Origin of the sequence: Chlorobium sp. (genome assembly GCF_036528655.1) — a bacterium.
Classification (GTDB): Bacteria; Bacteroidota; Chlorobiia; order Chlorobiales; family Chlorobiaceae; genus Chlorobium.
On sequence record NZ_JAIGND010000025.1, the window covers coordinates 18,741 to 36,206 of the forward strand.

Below are 17,466 nucleotides of genomic sequence, written 5' to 3' on the forward strand. Positions count from 1 at the left end.
GTTTTAACCGACGATTTTCAGATTTGCGTACTGCACCATCAGCGTTTTATCCCCTGCTGAACGGAATCTGATTTTGACCTTCTGCGCCGTACCGGTTCCATGGACTTCAAGCACCGTGCCGGGACCGAAGAGAACGTGCTGCACCATCGTGCCGGGACGTATTCCTTTCGCCTGGGAGCGGCTCTCCGTTTTCGAAGCCGCTGCGGCGCCGTCTCCCGGCTGCGATCTCCCGGAAACCGGTCCGCCGGAAGTCGGCGGTTTCCGGCCGGCACTTCGACCCGCAAGCAACTCCCCCTCCTCGGTATGGAGGATCGACGGATCGATCTCGGCGATGAACATTGAACGCAGGCACTGCTGCGGCTGTCCGTACAGGTACCTCGAACGGGACCAGGAGAGAAATATATTTTCCTGCGCTCTGGTCATCGCCACGTAAAACAGGCGACGCTCCTCCTCCAGTTCGTCATGCTCATAGGTATTGAGCGGAAAAAGGCGCTCCTCCATACCGGTAACGAAGACGACCGGAAACTCCAGCCCTTTGGAGGCATGCACGGTCATGAGCGAAACATAGTTGTCGGACTCCCTGGTTTCGTCATAATCGGACGCCAGCGAAATATTTTCAAGAAAATCGCCGAGCGAACTCGCGTCGGAATTATGGTCCGAGAAGTCCCTCGCCATTGAGAGAAGCTCCTGCAGGTTCTCGTAACGGGCAAGCGATTCGGCGGTATTCTCGGCCTGCAGCAGCGAAGGAATTGCCGTGAGGGTGTACATTTCGTTAAGCACATCATAGACGCTGCCATACTCCGCGAGCTGCCTGAGCTGTTCGATAACGCCGGTAAAACCCTGCAGCGCGTTGACGAGCCGCTGCTGAAAATCGCCATCGGCTGCGCTGGAGATAGCCTCGTAGAGAGAAACATCACGCTCCCGGGCGTATTCCTTCAGCCTGGCGATGCTCACCTCGCCTATCTTGCGGGGGGGGAAATTGATGATTCTCAGAAGCGACTCATTGTCGCGATCGTTGAGGATGAATCGCAGATAGGCAACGGCGTCCTTGATTTCCTTTCGCTTGTAAAAGGAGACGCTGCCGAAAATACGGTAGGGAATACGGTTCTGGCGCATCACGTCTTCAAGTACCCGCGACTGGGCGTTCGTGCGGTAGAATACTGCGAAGCTCCGGAAATCGTAGCCTTTCCTCATGCGCATGGTGCGGATATGCTCAACAACCTTTTCCGCTTCGTGCCTCTCGTTCCATGCTTCGATAAGTGTGACCGGGTCGCCGGCGCTGCGATGCGAAACCAGCTCCTTTTTGATCTGGCGCCGGTTGTTGCGAATGATGCTGTTGGCTGCCTTAAGGATGGTGCCGGTACTCCGGTAGTTCTCCACAAGCTTGAAAATCTGCGACTCCTGATAGTCGTCCTGAAAATTGAGGATGTTCGAAATATCGGCGCCTCGCCATGAATAGATCGACTGGGCATCGTCGCCCACGACAAAAATGTTGCGATGCTTCGCGCCGAGCATCTTTGCTGCCAGGTACTGCGCACGGTTGGTATCCTGGTACTCGTCGATCATGATATAGCGGAAGGTCTCCTGCAGCTGGTGGAGCACATCTTCCTGCTGCCTGAAAAGCTCAAGAGGCTTGATGAGGAGGTCGTCGAAATCAAGCGCATTGTTCTCGCGCAGCTTGCGGGTATAGAGTTCGTAGATCTTCGCTGCCTTCTGCTGATTGTAGTCGCCGGTACGCGACTGGAACTCCGAAGGCAGGACAAAGCTGTTCTTGGCCTTGCTGATGATCGACTGCACGGCATTGACCGGCAGGGAATCCTGGGATATGCCCAGATCGTTCATGGACTGCCGGATCAGGCTTTTGCTGTCGTCGGAATCGAAAATCGAAAAGTTCCTGTCGTAACCGATAAGGTGAATATAGCTGCGAAGCAGCCTGGCGAAGACCGAGTGAAAGGTGCCGATCCAGAGCCCCGATGCGCTGCCGCCCTGCAGAAGGCCGTCGATGCGATGGCGCATCTCTCCTGCCGCCTTGTTGGTAAAGGTAAGGGCAAGGATATTGCAGGGAGCTACCCCGTTATTTCGGATAAGGTGGGCTATACGATAGGTGATAACCCTTGTTTTTCCCGATCCTGCGCCGGCAAGCACCATTACCGGCCCTTCGGTCGCCCTCACCGCACTGCGCTGAACATCGTTGAGATCGCTTAAAATATCTGTCAAAACACAAGAATACCATTAACAGGTTGATCGCTGCGAAGCAATCCTCGAAGCGAAGAAAGTTCCTGTTGAATTTCGTATAAGTTTGCCCGAATTACAAACCGCCCTCCCGAAAAAACGCAATGGCCATTCATCTCCGGCAATGCGGACAACTCTTTTTGTTTACCTTTCAGGAAAAGAACTCGCGATGCCAATGAACAGTGCCGCACTCGATCTCTATGTTATTTTCAGTCCATGGCTTTTCGGCGCGATAAGCCGCTTGGGCGCCGCACAAGGCAGGCTGCGCGATTTTCTTTCAGTACGGAACAGCCTGTTCGAGAATCTCGAAGAGAACATAGCCTCCCTGCCCGACCGGAAGACCGGTTCCTACAGGCTCTGGGTGCATGCGGCTTCGGTCGGTGAATTCGAGCAGGCACGTCCGGTCATCGCCGCACTGCAGGCAAAACACCCGGATATCGCCCTGTTCGTTTCTTTCCTCTCCGATTCCGGCTATAATGCCCGAAAGGACTTTCCCGGCGCTTCGGCCGTTTTCTATCTTCCAGTCGATACACCTGCCAATGCAAGAAGACTCGTTTCGCTCATAAGGCCGGATATGCTGATGCTCATGCGTTACGATTTCTGGCCGAACCATCTGCTCGAAACGAAAAAAGCCGGAGCCAGGCTGGTTCTCGCAGCAGCGGTGCTCCGGCAACGGTCACACTATTTCCGCCCCGTCCTCAAAAGCTTCTACGGAAGCCTCTTCAGACTGTTCGACCGTATCTATACAGTTTCGGAAGATGACACGCGGGCATTCAGGGAGAGTTTCGGCTGTGTGCATGCAGAAACCGCCGGAGACCCGCGCTTCGATCAGGTGCTGCAGCGCAGCATGAACGTCGCGAAAGTCTCGCATCTGAAACCCTTCTATGAAAATCGCTCCGTACTTGTTGCCGGCAGCGTTTGGGATCGCGACGAAGCCATCCTGCTGCCTGCATGGCAAAAGCTTGAAAAAAGGCCAGTCCTGATTCTCGTGCCCCATAAAGTCGATCATGAAAACATGGGAAGGCTCTGCCGTGGGCTTACAGAAATGAAAATCGCGTTCAGAAAGATATCTACTCTCGACCGATCGTTCGATCCGGAACAGGAAACGCTTGTGATCGACCAGACAGGCTACCTGGCAGAACTTTACTCGCTCGCTTCGCTTGCCTATGTGGGAGGAGGGTTCGGCGTCAACGTCCATAACACCCTCGAGCCTGCAGTCTACGGTATCCCCGTGCTGTTCGGCCCGCGCCACCTCAACTCTCCTGAAGCTGTCGATCTTGCTGCTTGCGGCGGGGCAACCGTCGTCAGCGACGAAACAACGCTCCATAAAGCGCTCTGTCATCTCTTGGGCAGCCGGCAAGAGCGTATGCGTGCCGGAACTGCTGCAGGCATGTTCGTCCGTGAACGTTCCGGGGCAACGGATCGAATAACGGAATACATAGAAACGGATTGCCAGTCCGGAAAAAAAACTGTGCCAGGCAACTGCTGATCGAACCATTGAAATTCCCGCCATCGATTCCGTTGCCGTTATGCTCTTTCCGGCTCCATTCAGTCAGCAGTCGGTTTTTCATGCGATTACTCCGTAAATTATGCTATCTTCCCAACCGCTGCAGGCTGTTTCACTCCGCTCCGCGTCGATCAAGAGAAATCCTCGCCCGGCAAGGCTCGCATATATATTTTCAATACCTCTGACACCCTATGACATTCAGTTCTCTGGCTATAATCGACCCGATTCTCAAGGCTCTTGAAGAAGAAGGATACTCCTTGCCGACACCTATCCAGTCAAAAGCAATTCCGATCGTCCTCGAAGGATCCGATCTTCTCGGCTGCGCGCAGACCGGCACGGGAAAAACCGCGGCATTCGCCATTCCAATCCTGCAACTGCTCTCGAAAGAAAAACCCAATGACAAGAAACGAAGAATACGCACTCTTGTCGTAACACCGACAAGGGAACTGGCCATCCAGATCGGCGAAAGCTTCGATGCATACGGACGGCATACCGGATTGCGGAACTCGGTTATTTTCGGAGGAGTAAGCCAGAACCCGCAAACCTCGGCACTGCACAGAGGAATGGATATTCTTGTCGCAACGCCGGGTCGTCTGCTCGACCTTATGAATCAGGGGCATCTGCATCTTCGCGACATCGAGATATTCGTGCTTGACGAAGCGGACCGGATGCTCGACATGGGATTCATCCACGATATCAGAAAGATTCTCGGCGCTCTGCCAAAGAAAAAACAGTCACTCTTCTTTTCGGCAACCATGCCTCCGGAGATCGTCAGGCTTGCGGCCTCAATCCTGCACCGGCCTGTAACCGTCTCCGTCACGCCGGTATCCTCGACTGCCGAAACCATCAGACAGGAGATGTACTTTGTCGATAAAGGCAACAAGAACAGCCTCCTGCTCCATATCCTGCGCGAACCGAAAATCAGAAACACCCTTGTATTCACACGCACGAAGCATGGCGCCGACAAGGTGGTGAAATTCCTGCAGAAACATGATATCACCGCAGCAGCCATCCACGGCAACAAATCGCAGAACGCGCGGCAGCGCGCTCTCGGGGGATTCAAGGATCAGTCCATGCGGGTGCTGGTGGCCACCGATATTGCCGCACGGGGCATCGATGTGGACGAACTGGAGTATGTCATCAACTTCGACATACCCAATATCGCCGAAACCTACGTGCACCGGATCGGAAGAACCGGCAGGGCCGGAGCGAAAGGTACGGCTATATCGTTCTGCGACCAGGAAGAAAAGGAGTATGTGCGCGATATCGAAAAACTCATCGCATTGAAAATCCCGGTCATCGACGGGCATCCGTTTCCTTTAACCGGACAGAAAACGGAAAAAGCCAAACCGGAGGAGCTTCATGCCGCCGGCCATCCCAATCCCAAACCGGCAGCAGGCAGGAAAGGCCCGCAATGGAGAAAAACGACCCGGAAAATGAACTGAAAGGAAAGACTCCGGCAATAATCAATTTGCCGGGTCCTCCGCTTCTTCCATTGCTGCAATTTTCTTCATTGCCGTGGCATCGCCAAGCTTCGCCGCTTTCCTGAAATCGTCCATCGCTCCGTCAGCATCACCTGACTGCTCTCTGGCAAGCGCCCTCTCCCGATAGGTCTCGGCTGCCTTGCGATCAAACCTGATGGCTTTCGAATAATCCTCAATGGCGCCCTGAAAATCCTTCAGGTCGTATTTCACATATCCCCGATGCTTGTAGGGAAGCGCAAACTTCGGTTCGAGGATAATTGCTGCAGAAAAATCCTCGATTGCCCCGTCGTAGTTTCCCTGTATGTATTTCAGCAACCCACTGTTATCGAATGCGAAAGCGTATCCAGACACAAGATCTTCGATGAATACGCGGCGCGAACGATCCTCTGCTGAAAGATACCCGGCATCTCTATCGACATCCTTCTGATCCTTCCTGAAGCAGTCCGCGGCAAGCTGCGGCTCAAGATCGATTACTTTCATAAAATCAGCTATCGCTCCCGGCCTGTCTCCGGCGTCAAGTTTTGCCAGACCCCGGCTATGATAAGCCCGGGCATTCTTCCCTTCACGCTCGATGACGCTCGTAAAATCGGCTATGGCGCCAGCATAGTCACGCCGTTCGTGCCTGGCTTTCCCGGAAAGCAAAGAAACCTCGTTTCCCGTGTCGGCATATGCGGAGGCGGCGGAAGCAACCGAGACAGATAACGCGACAAAAAAAAGTTTTGAAATAGTATTCATCGTCAGAATAATCAGATGTGGCGGCTGAACGCTGCTCGTTGAGTTTTCGATAGATCCCCCGAAATTAAAGCAGATCCGCTCAGCACAGGCTGCTGCTTATTCTATTTATCAATTGCTATTGGAATTCACAACCAATACTCTTATCCTTTTTACAAGGGAGGCCCCGTTTCTTCTTTTCCCTTCTGTATTACCCGGTACTGTTCAATGGATATTCAGGCATCATCATGGCGACGATCGCCGCAGTTTGCGCCACAAATACAAACCGGCACCAATTACAACTGACGCAAGAACGTTTCGGATCATCCTGCCCATTAAAAAACCGGATTGCATTTTAAAAAAAGATTTTCTTCAGCTATTGCTCCCGGGGATTTCTTCTACCCGGTCAAGGAGAATAATACAGGGGATTCATGAAGGCAGGAATGATCGCGAGCATCAGATGCGTATATGATCTCCCGGCATTCGATATTTTCGTTTGAACTACATACAGGAATATCGCCAAATGATTTCGCATGTTTTAACCGTTGTGCTTAACGAGCTGAACAGCCACATGGACAGCACCTATGGCAACAACTCGCAAAAGCCGCAAGCTGCGCTTGGCAATCTGGCAGAAGGATTTGCGATGACCGCGGGAAGCCCCGGTCTCGACCGAAATACGATCTACCTTTCAATTGTCAATATCAGCGAGGAAAGCGCCCTGAAAAACACGCCGAACTATGTCGTTGACAGCAGCAAACTCACCGCAGTATTCGAAAACCCTCCTGTTTTCCTGAATTTTAAAATCCTCCTGGCGGCAACGCACAGCAATTATAACGATGCCATTCTGATGCTTTCGCGGGCCATCCGTTTTTTTCAGTACAGGAACGTGTTCACCAGAGAAAATGTCGATCCTTCGTCGATTTCGGATGGCCAGCCGCTTAATCCGATAGATCGTATCGAGACCTTCAAGCTGATTTTCGACCTTTATTCGGCGTCAATGGAAGAGGTGAACCATATGTGGGGTACGCTCGGAGGAAAACAGTATCCGTTTGTCCTGTACAGGATGCGCATGCTCGACCTCAAGTTCAAATCCGTACAGGATGAAATGCCTCTGATCAAAGAGGTTATCCGTGATCTTTCTCACCTGACGACATCATCGGCATGAGCACCGGGCAACACAACATCGAGGGCAAAAAAGCTCGACACGCGCCTCGTTCAGCGTCAATCCGGCTAATTTCTTTTCCGGCAGTTCCAGCGCGTTGCCGGAAACATACCGCTTCCGACCCGCGTCCTCCGAAGCCTGAAACAGGATCGTCGGCAGCTTGTCCGGTATTTTCAATATAACGTCGATTACCAAACCTAAACGGGACACACTATGCCAGCATTGTACAAGACACCGGGAGTGTATGTCGAAGAGATACCCAAGTTTCCACCTTCGATCGCTGCAGTGGAAACGGCAATTCCCGCATTTATCGGCTACACGGAAAAGGCTTCGCGCGACGGAGAGTCTCTTTTCAATAAAGCGGTACGCATCGAGTCTCTTGCGGAGTATGAAGAGATCTACGGCGGATCGCCGCCGCAGACAATGGAGGTCTATCTCGATAACGATAATGCATATACCGGCGCAGAAAAGGCGACCGGCTTCCTGCTTTACGACAGTCTGAGGCTCTTTTATGCAAACGGCGGTGGCAACTGCTATATCGTATCGGCAGGAAGTTATGGCAACTCCCTGAAAAAACAGAATCTGCTCGATGGCCTCACCCTGATTGCAGATGAGGACGAACCTACCATCCTGCTCTTTCCCGACGCTGTCAACCTCGACGATTCCGGTCTGCATGACGTGCAGATCGAGGCGCTCTCCCAATGCAACAGGCTCAAGGACCGGATCACGCTGTGCGACATCAGGCATACAGGCACCTTCGGCACGGATGTTCAGACGCTCCGGAACAGCATCGGAATCAATAACCTGAAGTATGGCGCAGCGTACGGGCCGTGGATCGTTTCGAGCCTGCCCCGTACGGTCTGTCGCCGCGACCTGACCCTGAAACGGAACGGTTCGACAGGATCGGTTATCGAACTGAACAGCCTGACGACAGACGAGACGATCCTGCAGATCCTTTCCGACATCTCCGGAGCGGAGGCGGCAGTAGATACTCTGAAAAACTGCGAATCGGCTGCGGGAAGCGGTGCCGGAGAAACATGGGAGGACCTGCTGAAAGCCGCTTCAGACGCATATGTCGCAAGCGCGGTCGTCGACGCGGATCTCGACGATCTGGAAGACGATCTGCAGAAAATGTACGATCTCCTGGCAGAAATCCTCGCCGGCGTCGCATCGATGGCCGGGGCTCTGCCCGAAATCGTCACCGCATCCCCATCGGCCGGCCAGACTAAAGATCTGTTGCTGAAGTCCGATATCGAACGGTATCTGGAAAGCGCCAAACTGAAGGATGCCTTCAATATCCTTGCCGCTCATTACAAGTACCATCGGGATGACACGAGAACTGTAAAAATCAATCTGTTTTCGGACAACCCCGAAGACGCGGACAGCAACCTCGGCAAAGCTCTCTCGCTCCTGAACTATGCCGATACCGATCCTTTCAATGCCATCGCAGCCGATTCGGTCGCATCTGCATACGCATCTGCGGCAACTGACAAGGCGAGAGCTGACGTTGCGTGCAATGCGCTTCTGAACGCAAGCGGAGCCATGATCGCATTTTTCCGGTTTGCCCGGAAATCGGCGGCGGAGTACGAGAAAAAGTTCAACGACAGCCTCCTGAACAGTTTCGGAGCATACAAGAACATCGTCAATAAAGCCTCCGAGTTTCTCAATCTGCTGCCTCCGGGCGGGGCAATAGCCGGTGTCTACGCAGCGGTTGACCGCGACCGCGGTGTATGGAAGGCGCCTGCCAATGTCAGCCTGAACGCAGTGGTAAGGCCGGCAGTGAAAATATCGCATGAGCAGCAAGCCGAATATAACGTCGATGCCAATGCAGGCAAATCGGTAAACATCATCCGCAGTTTCCCGGGAAAAGGCGTTCTGGTGTGGGGCGCCCGGACGCTTGCCGGAAACGATAACGAGTGGCGGTATGTGAACGTGCGGCGCTTCTTCAACTTTGTCGAGGAGTCCGTAAAAAAGGCTACCGAGCAATTCGTCTTCGAACCTAACGATGCCAATACCTGGGTAAGAATTCAGGGAATGATCGAGAATTTCCTGACGGTTCTGTGGCGCCAGGGAGCTCTTCAGGGAATCAAGCCCGAACATGCATTCTTCGTGGCTGTCGGCCTCGGAAAGACCATGACACCGCTCGACATCCTCGAAGGGCGACTGATCATAGAAATCGGTATGGCTGCCGTCAGGCCGGCAGAGTTCATCATCCTGAAGTTCTCTCACAAGATGGCCGAGTCGTGAGGAAAAACACGACATGGAGACAAGGGTTTGTCGTTCACCATTCAACTCATAACAAAACAGTAACGTATGGCACAGGAATATCCTATCCCGAGGTTCCATTTCCAGGTCGATTGGGGCGGTGCGAAAATGAGCTTCACCGAAGTGACCGGACTGGTGATGGAACGAGAAAAGATCGAGTACCGGCATAGCGACAGCAAGGATTTCAGCAAAATCAGCATGCCGGGCATGGTCAAAAACAGCAATATCACGCTCAAGCGCGGCAAGTTCGAAAATGATTTCGATTTCAACAGCTGGCTCGAAGAAGTCGCTAACGAACGTGTGGACAAACGCCGGGATGTGACGATCCGGCTGCTCAACGAAAAACATGCTCCTGTAGCTGCATGGACGGCAGCCCGATGCTTTCCGGTGAAAATCACGGCTCCCGATCTGAAGTCCGATGCGAACGAAATTGCTGTCGAAAGCATCGAGCTTGCCCATGAAGGATTGAAACTGATGAAAGTTTAAGCCGATCCGGTTCAATGACCGATTATTATCCTCCCTGGGGGTTCTATTTCAGGGTAGTTTTCAACGATATCAGCCAGGACACGAACGATGTGCGTTTTCAGTCCGTGTCCGGCTTGTCGGTCGAGTACGATTATGAAAGCTACAAGGAAGGCGGAGAGAACCGCTTTGAACACAAGTTGCCTGTTCGGACCAGGTACAGCGACCTCGTGCTCAAACGGGGAATGCTGACGGATTCAGATGTGATCAGGTGGGTTCTCGACGCATTCCGGAACCGTGTTTTCAAACCGGCAACAGTAACGGTGACGCTTATGAACGAAATAAGCGAGCCGTTGCGTACCTGGAATGTGGCAAATGCGATTCCGAAAAAATGGCTCGTCAGCGATTTCAATGCGACCGAAAACAGCATTGTCATAGAAACGATGGAGCTGACCTATCAATATTTCACGGTCCAGCAGGAATGAGTTATCCATGCCTATCGAAATAAAGGAATTGCATATACGGGTAACGGTCAGCAGCTCCGGAAATAACGAAAAGTCCGGAAGCGCGAAAGCGGGCACTCCTGCCCCGCCATCACCCGGCGCAGGTAACAAGGAGGCTATCGTTGCCGAATGCGTGGAACAAGTACTCGAAATCCTGAAAAACAAATCCGAACGCTGATGTCCGAAAGCGGAAAACTTGAAAAAATGCTCATTCTCGCCTTTTCCGATTCAGGAAAAGCGGAGAGCGGCGGCATAAAGGAGGCTGATGATTCGATCGAGGTTCTGATCAATCCTGAAAGCTATACGCTCAGCTACAAACTCAAATTTTCGGATTCGGGACAGGGGCAGGGTACCAGCGGACAGCAGCTTAAATACGAATATACAGAACCTGAAGAGATCAGTTTCGAGTTTCTGTTCGACAACACAGGCATCATTGACGGCAATCCGCGTGACTCTGTGGCAGAGGATATAAAAAAATTCAGACAGGTTCTCATCGACTACAAGGGCGATGCGCATGAACCGAGACATTTCAAGCTTGTCTGGGGAGAAAACTCGATTTTCAAGGGTCGGGTCACTGAAGTCAGCATTACCTTCAAGCTTTTCAGGCCTGACGGTACGCCGACAAGAGCCATTGCAAAGGTAACCTTCAAAAGCAGTATCGAGGAGCAGAAAAGGGCGGCAAAGGAAAACAAGCAATCTGCCGATCTGACGCACGTTCGCAAGGTCAAGGCCGGAGATACACTGCCTCTGATGTGCTACCGTATTTACGGCGACCCGAAATATTACCTGCCGGTTGCTGCCATCAATGGCCTGAACCACTTCCGGAACCTGACACCCGGCATGGATATTATCTTTCCACCTGTAGATAAAAACGGCAAACTCTCTTGAGCAACGAAAGCACCATCCCGACGCCGGCAACGCCTGATGTCTGCACGGTTGCCGTTCTCATAGACGGTACCGAACTTCCCGGCACGCTGCACATTCTTTCCGTATCAGTCACACGAGAACTGAACCGCATACCTTCCGCCGTTCTTCATTTCAAGGATGGTGAAGCTGCCAAGGGCACTTTCGAAGCAAGTAATGCCACGCATTTCGTTCCGGGAAAGAAAATCGAGGTGCAGCTCGGCTACAGGTCACAGAACAGTACCGTCTTCAGGGGCATCATCATCAGGCACAGCATCAGGGTCCGCAAGGGATCGGGACTCCTCGTCGTCGAGTGTCGGCATGAGGCGGTCAGAATGACCTCCGGCCTGAACAGCCGCTACTTCATCGACAGGAAAGACAGCGATATCATGGAAGAACTGCTTGATTTGTATGGCCTGCAGAAAAAGGTACAATCGACTGCGCCGGATCTGAAGGAGGTTGTTCAGTACGAATCGAGCGATTGGGATTTTCTTGTCTGCCGGGCAGAGGCGAACGGTCGGGTCGTGATTGCAGGAGATGACAAGGTTGTGATAGGCCCGCCCGATACGGAGAGCGAACCTGTTGTCAAGGTGAGTTACGGATCGACGATTCTGGAACTCGATGCCGAAATCGATGCCCGCTGGCAAAGCAGTGGAATCAGAACGATGAGCTGGAGCCCTGCCGATCAGGATCTGGCAGAAACGGATGCCGCCGAACCTGCGACAATGGATAACGGCAACATCCTGCCCTCGGAACTATCGGTGGTCACTGATGAGCAGGTCCATACGCTCCGCCATGGCGGCAGGCTCGCTCAGCCCGAACTTCAGGCCTGGGCGGATGCGCGCCTGCTCAGGGAAAGACTTGCCAGGATACGTGGACGGGTACGTTTTCAGGGCTTTGCCGAAGTTACTCCGGGAAGGGTGATCGAAGTGACCGGTATAGGCGAGCGATTTGAAGGCAGGCTCTATGTATCGGGAGTCAGGCAGAGCGTCTCGGGAGGAAACTGGGAAACCGACGTCCAGTTCGGAATCGATCCCCGCCTCTTTGCGGAAACATACAACCTGCGTCCTTTGCCCGCATCGGGACTGCTTCCCGGCGTCGGCGGACTCCAGATCGGGATCGTGACGTTGCTGGAAGGAGATCCCGAAGGAGAAGAGCGCATCAAGGTTCGCCTTCCCCTGATAAGCAATTCGGAGGAAGGTATATGGACGAGGCTTGCGACGCTGGACGCCGGAAAGGAACGAGGCACCTTTTTTCGTCCGGAAATCGGCGATGAAGTGGTGGTCGGGTTTCTGGGCGACGATCCGCGCCACCCGGTCGTTCTCGGCATGTGCCACAGCAGTTCGATGCCTTCGCCGGAAGCGGCTGCTGACGATAACCACCTGAAAGGATACATGAGCCGGGAAAAAATGAAACTGACCTTCGATGACAAGAAAAAAATCATCCATATCGAAACGCCGGGCGGCAATAAGCTTTCTCTCACGGAAGAGAAAAAAGGCATCCTTATCGAAGACCAGAATGGCAACAGAATTTCACTTGACGACAGCGGCATCACGATAGAAAGTGTCAAGGACCTGATGCTGAAAGCGACTAAGGATATCAAAGCCGAAGGCATGAATATTGAATTAAAAGCGCAAACGGGTTTCAAGGCCGAGGGATCAGCCTCGGCAGAAGTCTCGGGGGCAAACACGACGATAAAAGGCAGTGCCGCCACAGTCATCAGCGGCGGTGTGGTTCAGATAAACTGAAATCTGTCAGAGCAATGGTTCCTGCAGCGCGCGTAGGCGACATGATCGTAAGTTCGGCCACACAGGGAGCGCCGGTTCCGATTCTGCCTCCCGGAGCGGCGACCGTCCTTATCGGTGGCATGCCTGCAGCACGGATGGGAGACTCCAGCGGTGCCGATGCTATCGTAAAGGGTTCGGCGACGGTGCTGATCGGCGGCATGCCTGCAGCGCGGATGGGCGACCCGACAGCAGCGGGAGGGATGGTGATGCCGCCTTGCGCGCCCTCCGTCCTCATCGGAGGATAGATCGATAACCAAACAGCTGAAAAACCCATGCAATATCCATTTCTCGGACGGGGCTGGTCTTTTCCTCCGACATTCGACAGGAATATTTCCGGCGTAGAGATGCTTGAAGAGGCCAGCGATATTGCTTCGAGTCTCGAAATATTGCTGAGCACCCTGCAGGGTGAACGGGTGATGCTGCCGCAATACGGCTGCAACCTCGACGAACTTCTGTTCGAGGGGCTGGATACCCGCATGAAAACCCTGTTAGCCGACAAAATCGAATCTGCCGTTCTGTATCACGAACCACGGATCGAACTTGAAAATGTAATCCTGAGCGAAAACGATGACCTCGAAGGCGTGGTGACAATCAGTATCGACTATCGGGTGAAAACCACGAACTCCAGGTTCAATCTGGTTTTTCCTTACTATCTGCAGGAGGGTACCGACGTGAATCTTTCCGCAACGCTTAACCTGTTACCTGACAACAGTTGATGTATGGCTGATAAAAACGAATACCTGCTCAAAGGGAACTACAGGCTTGTCAGAAACGGAACAAGCCGGACGCAGCGATTTTTACAGGCCCTCGATCCCTCATTCGCACCGGTGGACGACCGGGGAATCGAGCATGGAATGGTCTTTGCAAAAGCGTTTTCGGCTCATCTCAGGTATTACGATGCAAGCAATGTCGAGGTGGACGATTGGCAGCGATTTTTCAGTGATGACCTCTCGGTGCTGCTTGCTGAAGCCTCTATCCGGAACGTGGACGATTACAGGATAACCGTGAAGTCCTGGTTCGACGTGCTGAAAAACGACGAGACCGATGAAACGGTTGCGATAAAGGTGTTCAGTTACCTCTTCAGCGCTGCCGCCACCCTTGCTCAGGCGATCGATCTGTTCAAGGAGAGGCTGCCGGAATCGGAACCGATCAGGAGCATGATGGAAAACCTCGTCAAGCGTCAGCTTGCGCCTGCGCTCAGAAGACTTGCCGCATATTATAAAGCGGGAAAGCTCAGAAACCTGATCGAAGATATTGCTGCTCCGGACATAAGAATTTTCGACAGCAAGGCCGTTACCTTCGGGGAAGTATGCATCAAGGGGTTGTCTGAAGACTGGATTACCGACGGTTCTGAAAACTGGAATTCTTTTTTCTCTTCAATTCAAGAGGAGTTCTCGCCCTATGGGCCCTCAGACGGCATCCCGGAACAGATCAATCATATCGCGACACATAACCTGTTCAATACGACGTTTCATCAGTTACTGAAAGCCTATGCCCGCACCACGGCAGAGGCCAGAGCCGCACTTGCCGACAATATAGCCAACCGGAACGACCACAAGCCGCACTATGCCCTGTTCCTCTCCTTTCTGCAGCTTATGGAGTATGCCCGGGAACACATGAATACCCTTACCGGAAAGCATCTCGATTTCTATTACAAAGAGGTGCTTCGCCTTACGGAAAAAGCCGCCGACCCGAACCGTGCGCATCTGGTATTCCAGCTTGCAAAAAACGGAAAAAGCTGCCAGATCCCTGCGGGAACGGCTTTCAGCGGCGGAAAGGACAGCCTCGGAAAAGATGTGATCTTTACGCTCGATGCGGATTTCGTACCCAATACCGCTTCCGTTGGTGACCTGAAATCGGTTTTCAGATCCAACGCCCTGCTCTACGCCTTTCCCGTTTCGAACTCGGACGACGGCAGAGGTGCGGATCTGACCGCAACGGACGGCCAGTGGCCTTGTTTCGGAGGGAAGCTGGAGGATCGGAATCTGGCATCAACAGGATTCGCATTATCGTCGCACATCCTGCTGCTGGGCGAGGGAGAGAGAAGGATCAGGCTGACGCTTGTCTGTTCGACGGCCGCCGTCTCGGTGGAAACGCTGTGCAACGCATTCGATTTTCAGCTTACAGGAGACAAGGGGTGGATTACGGCAACTCCTGATTCCGTTACTCTTTCACCCTTTAAGAAAAACGTTCTGGAGATCCCGCTGCTTGTCGACGGCAGTCAGCCTCCGGTAGTTGCGCTGAACCGGGACCTGCATGGCGACGCCCTGCCTGAAGGGTTACCTGCACTCAGAGCGATGCTGAAACAGGAGAGCACATCACAGGATGTTCTCCATGCTCTCCGCTCGCTCGTGCTCGTTCCCGGGGAGTGCCACCTCGATGTCTGTGTCGGTTATGACGGATTCAATGCCGTCAAGCCGAACGAACAGGGTCTTAAAAACCTCAGCGTTTACACGAAATTCGGGGAAATCAGACCTGACAAGCCCTTTCAGCCCTTCGGACCGACGCCTGAAACCAACGATTACCTGATTGTGGGATGCGACGAGCTGTTCCAGAAGAGCAATGCGCTTTTCCAGTTCCGTCTTGTATGGAAAGGGCTGCCCGAATGGATCGGCGATATCGATTATGACTGGGTGAACGAATTCTATCCGAATATCTCCGTCACCCTGCTGCAGAACGGGATCTGGAGCTCTACGCCCTATCGCGACAACGTACAGATTTTTTACGGAACGCGTCCGGATGTCTATTTCCCGTCATCGAAACTCGAATTGCCTGCAGGCGCCGCATCCGGAATCCATTTCGATGCGCGCCCTTATACGCAGGAGAGCCGGAACGGCTTTCTTAAACTGACGCTAAAGGGGGATTTCGGACACCAGTTGTACCGTCTGACCCTGAGCCGTTATCTGATGAAGCTGGCCAACGGGTCGGTAAACCCGAATGCCGACAGAATGGAAAAGTTCAACGAAGCGCGCAGCAAGGTCTACCGACAGGAGTCAGGTACATGGATGCCGATTGAAAAGAATGACTTCGTGGCGAATTATGTCGAGGCTTTTTCCGAGGCTATGCCGATAGAACCCTATACTCCCCGGATAGAATCGCTGAGGTTGAGTTACAGGGTTTCGGAAAAATTCGAAAAGATGACATTCAGCTGGATCACGCCGTTCGGTTATACCGTATTCGATTCAGGATCGACGACCACGCTCCTTCCGGAATCCGGCAATGAGGGCGAGTTCTGTATCGGGATCGACAGCCTTGTGCCCGGACAGAATCTTTCGCTGCTCTTCCAGCTCGCCGAGGGAAGCGCCGATCCGGAGGTAAAAAAACCTGCTGAACACGTTCAGTGGTGCTACCTTAAAAACAATCGATGGAAACCATTCGACAAGAGCGGCATCAGCGATGAAACCGCTCAACTGACTCGTTCCGGCATTATCCGCTTTTCCATACCCAAAGATGCGACGAACTCCGATACGCTTTTTCTTGCTTCATCCCGGCACTGGCTGAGAGCCGCCGTTGCAGATCGTTCGACGGCTGTATGCAAGGCGATCGGCATCCATGCGCAGGCGGCGCGAGTGACGTTCAGCGACCAGGGCAACGCTCCGGATCTTCTGTCGGCGCCGCTGCCCGCAGGATCGATAACGAAGCTTGCCGTTGCCGATGCGGCGATAAGAAAAGTGAGCCAGCCCTACCCTGCTTTCGGCGGACGCCCGCCTGAAACATCGGAACTGTTCCGTACCAGGGTCAGCGAAAGACTTCGACATAAAAACAGGGCCATTACTCTTTGGGATTACGAACGAATGATCCTCGATGCATTTCCCGGGATACACAAGGTCAAATGTCTGAACCATACCCTGTACGAACCTGGAGTCGACGGCAAACCAGTTTACAGGGAAGCGGCACCGGGCCATGTGACGATCATCACGATTCCCGACCTGCAGAACCGCAACGCTGTCGATCCGCTAAGACCCTGCACGAATCTCGGTGATCTGGAGCTGATCAGGAAGTATCTTCAGGATTATGTGTCGGGTTTCGTGAAGCTGCATGTGGGTAATCCGGTTTTTGAAAGCGTGCGTGTTTCATTCAGGGTGAAGTTCTTTGCAGGTGCCGATAAGGCGTTCTGCACCGATCTGCTTCAGAACGATCTCGTCACCTTTCTCTCTCCCTGGATATCGGGCAAGGCGACGGATATTTCGTTCGGCGGCAGTCTCTACAAATCGTCACTTATCGATTTCGTGGAGGAACAGCCTTATGTGGATTATGTAACCGACTTCAAACTGTTCCACAGACTCGACCAAAAAACCGAACTCGATGATTCCGACGAAGTGTCGGCGTCGAAAGCTGTCTCGATTCTTGTTTCGGCCAATGCTTCGGAGCATGCCATCGAGGTTATCGACGACGAGGCGGATACATGAAAACAGAACGGGGACGACGCTGCAAGGCTGGATCGTCTCTC

14 protein-coding genes are annotated in these 17,466 nt (G+C 53.1%); 12 read left to right on the forward strand and 2 right to left on the reverse strand.

Features of this window, described 5'->3' with window-relative positions:
* Positions 1 to 3: 3 nt before the first annotated feature.
* The gene (locus tag K4305_RS07180) at positions 4 to 2,217 is read right to left on the reverse strand and encodes an ATP-dependent helicase (protein ID WP_331561728.1); all 2,214 of its coding nucleotides are present in this window, start codon (positions 2,215 to 2,217) and stop codon (positions 4 to 6) included.
* A gap of 190 nt (positions 2,218 to 2,407) precedes the next feature.
* Here K4305_RS07180 and K4305_RS07185 point away from each other — a divergent pair, with 190 nt between their 5' ends.
* Entirely contained in the window at positions 2,408 to 3,721 is a 1,314-nt protein-coding gene (locus K4305_RS07185) for a 3-deoxy-D-manno-octulosonic acid transferase (protein ID WP_331561729.1), read from the forward strand.
* A 209-nt stretch (positions 3,722 to 3,930) separates the two neighbouring features.
* Positions 3,931 to 5,184, forward strand: a complete 1,254-nt coding sequence (locus K4305_RS07190; RefSeq protein ID WP_331561730.1) for a DEAD/DEAH box helicase — start codon at positions 3,931 to 3,933, stop codon at positions 5,182 to 5,184.
* Between the two features lie 21 nt (positions 5,185 to 5,205).
* On the opposite strand, the gene K4305_RS07195 is transcribed toward K4305_RS07190, so the two are convergent.
* Positions 5,206 to 5,958, reverse strand: coding sequence for a tetratricopeptide repeat protein (locus tag K4305_RS07195; RefSeq protein WP_331561731.1), 753 nt, complete (start codon positions 5,956 to 5,958; stop codon positions 5,206 to 5,208).
* 499 nt (positions 5,959 to 6,457) lie between these two features.
* Here K4305_RS07195 and K4305_RS07200 point away from each other — a divergent pair, with 499 nt between their 5' ends.
* The 10 genes from K4305_RS07200 (at position 6,458) to K4305_RS07245 (ending at position 17,425) form a co-directional block, all read left to right on the forward strand.
* Entirely contained in the window at positions 6,458 to 7,099 is a 642-nt protein-coding gene (locus K4305_RS07200) for a DUF4255 domain-containing protein (RefSeq protein ID WP_331561732.1), read from the forward strand.
* 210 nt (positions 7,100 to 7,309) lie between these two features.
* Entirely contained in the window at positions 7,310 to 9,343 is a 2,034-nt protein-coding gene (locus tag K4305_RS07205) for a phage tail sheath family protein (protein WP_331561733.1), read from the forward strand.
* A 66-nt stretch (positions 9,344 to 9,409) separates the two neighbouring features.
* On the forward strand, positions 9,410 to 9,847 hold the full coding sequence (locus K4305_RS07210) for a phage tail protein (RefSeq protein ID WP_331561734.1): 438 nt from the start codon (positions 9,410 to 9,412) through the stop codon (positions 9,845 to 9,847).
* Between the two features lie 14 nt (positions 9,848 to 9,861).
* Positions 9,862 to 10,308: a phage tail protein gene (locus tag K4305_RS07215; RefSeq protein WP_331561735.1), complete on the forward strand. Its 447-nt coding sequence runs from the start codon at positions 9,862 to 9,864 to the stop codon at positions 10,306 to 10,308.
* A 7-nt stretch (positions 10,309 to 10,315) separates the two neighbouring features.
* On the forward strand, positions 10,316 to 10,504 hold the full coding sequence (locus K4305_RS07220) for a DUF5908 family protein (RefSeq protein ID WP_331561736.1): 189 nt from the start codon (positions 10,316 to 10,318) through the stop codon (positions 10,502 to 10,504).
* Positions 10,504 to 11,214: a CIS tube protein gene (locus K4305_RS07225; RefSeq protein ID WP_331561737.1), complete on the forward strand. Its 711-nt coding sequence runs from the start codon at positions 10,504 to 10,506 to the stop codon at positions 11,212 to 11,214. The genes K4305_RS07220 and K4305_RS07225 overlap by 1 nt, the downstream gene beginning before the upstream one ends.
* On the forward strand, positions 11,211 to 12,977 hold the full coding sequence (gene vgrG / locus K4305_RS07230; protein ID WP_331561738.1) for a type VI secretion system tip protein VgrG: 1,767 nt from the start codon (positions 11,211 to 11,213) through the stop codon (positions 12,975 to 12,977). Before K4305_RS07225 ends, vgrG begins: the two co-directional genes overlap by 4 nt.
* 14 nt (positions 12,978 to 12,991) lie before the next feature.
* Complete coding sequence (locus K4305_RS07235) at positions 12,992 to 13,261, forward strand: PAAR domain-containing protein (protein WP_331561739.1); 270 nt, start codon at positions 12,992 to 12,994, stop codon at positions 13,259 to 13,261.
* 27 nt (positions 13,262 to 13,288) lie between these two features.
* Positions 13,289 to 13,732, forward strand: a complete 444-nt coding sequence (locus K4305_RS07240; protein ID WP_331561740.1) for a GPW/gp25 family protein — start codon at positions 13,289 to 13,291, stop codon at positions 13,730 to 13,732.
* Positions 13,733 to 13,735: 3 nt separating this feature from the next.
* Positions 13,736 to 17,425, forward strand: a complete 3,690-nt coding sequence (locus tag K4305_RS07245; protein WP_331561741.1) for a hypothetical protein — start codon at positions 13,736 to 13,738, stop codon at positions 17,423 to 17,425.
* Positions 17,426 to 17,466: the final 41 nt, after the last annotated feature.

Excerpts from the sequence above, each read along its gene's own strand:
- K4305_RS07185 (WP_331561729.1), top strand. The coding sequence starts at position 2,408 with ATGAACAGTGCCGCACTCGATCTCTATGTTATTTTCAGTCCATGGCTT.
- K4305_RS07190 (WP_331561730.1), top strand. The coding sequence starts at position 3,931 with ATGACATTCAGTTCTCTGGCTATAATCGACCCGATTCTCAAGGCTCTT.
- K4305_RS07195 (WP_331561731.1), bottom strand. The coding sequence starts at position 5,958 with ATGAATACTATTTCAAAACTTTTTTTTGTCGCGTTATCTGTCTCGGTT.
- K4305_RS07200 (WP_331561732.1), top strand. The coding sequence starts at position 6,458 with ATGATTTCGCATGTTTTAACCGTTGTGCTTAACGAGCTGAACAGCCAC.
- K4305_RS07205 (WP_331561733.1), top strand. The coding sequence starts at position 7,310 with ATGCCAGCATTGTACAAGACACCGGGAGTGTATGTCGAAGAGATACCC.
- K4305_RS07210 (WP_331561734.1), top strand. The coding sequence starts at position 9,410 with ATGGCACAGGAATATCCTATCCCGAGGTTCCATTTCCAGGTCGATTGG.
- K4305_RS07215 (WP_331561735.1), top strand. The coding sequence starts at position 9,862 with ATGACCGATTATTATCCTCCCTGGGGGTTCTATTTCAGGGTAGTTTTC.
- K4305_RS07220 (WP_331561736.1), top strand. The coding sequence starts at position 10,316 with ATGCCTATCGAAATAAAGGAATTGCATATACGGGTAACGGTCAGCAGC.
- K4305_RS07225 (WP_331561737.1), top strand. The coding sequence starts at position 10,504 with ATGTCCGAAAGCGGAAAACTTGAAAAAATGCTCATTCTCGCCTTTTCC.
- K4305_RS07235 (WP_331561739.1), top strand. The coding sequence starts at position 12,992 with ATGGTTCCTGCAGCGCGCGTAGGCGACATGATCGTAAGTTCGGCCACA.
- K4305_RS07240 (WP_331561740.1), top strand. The coding sequence starts at position 13,289 with ATGCAATATCCATTTCTCGGACGGGGCTGGTCTTTTCCTCCGACATTC.
- K4305_RS07245 (WP_331561741.1), top strand. The coding sequence starts at position 13,736 with ATGGCTGATAAAAACGAATACCTGCTCAAAGGGAACTACAGGCTTGTC.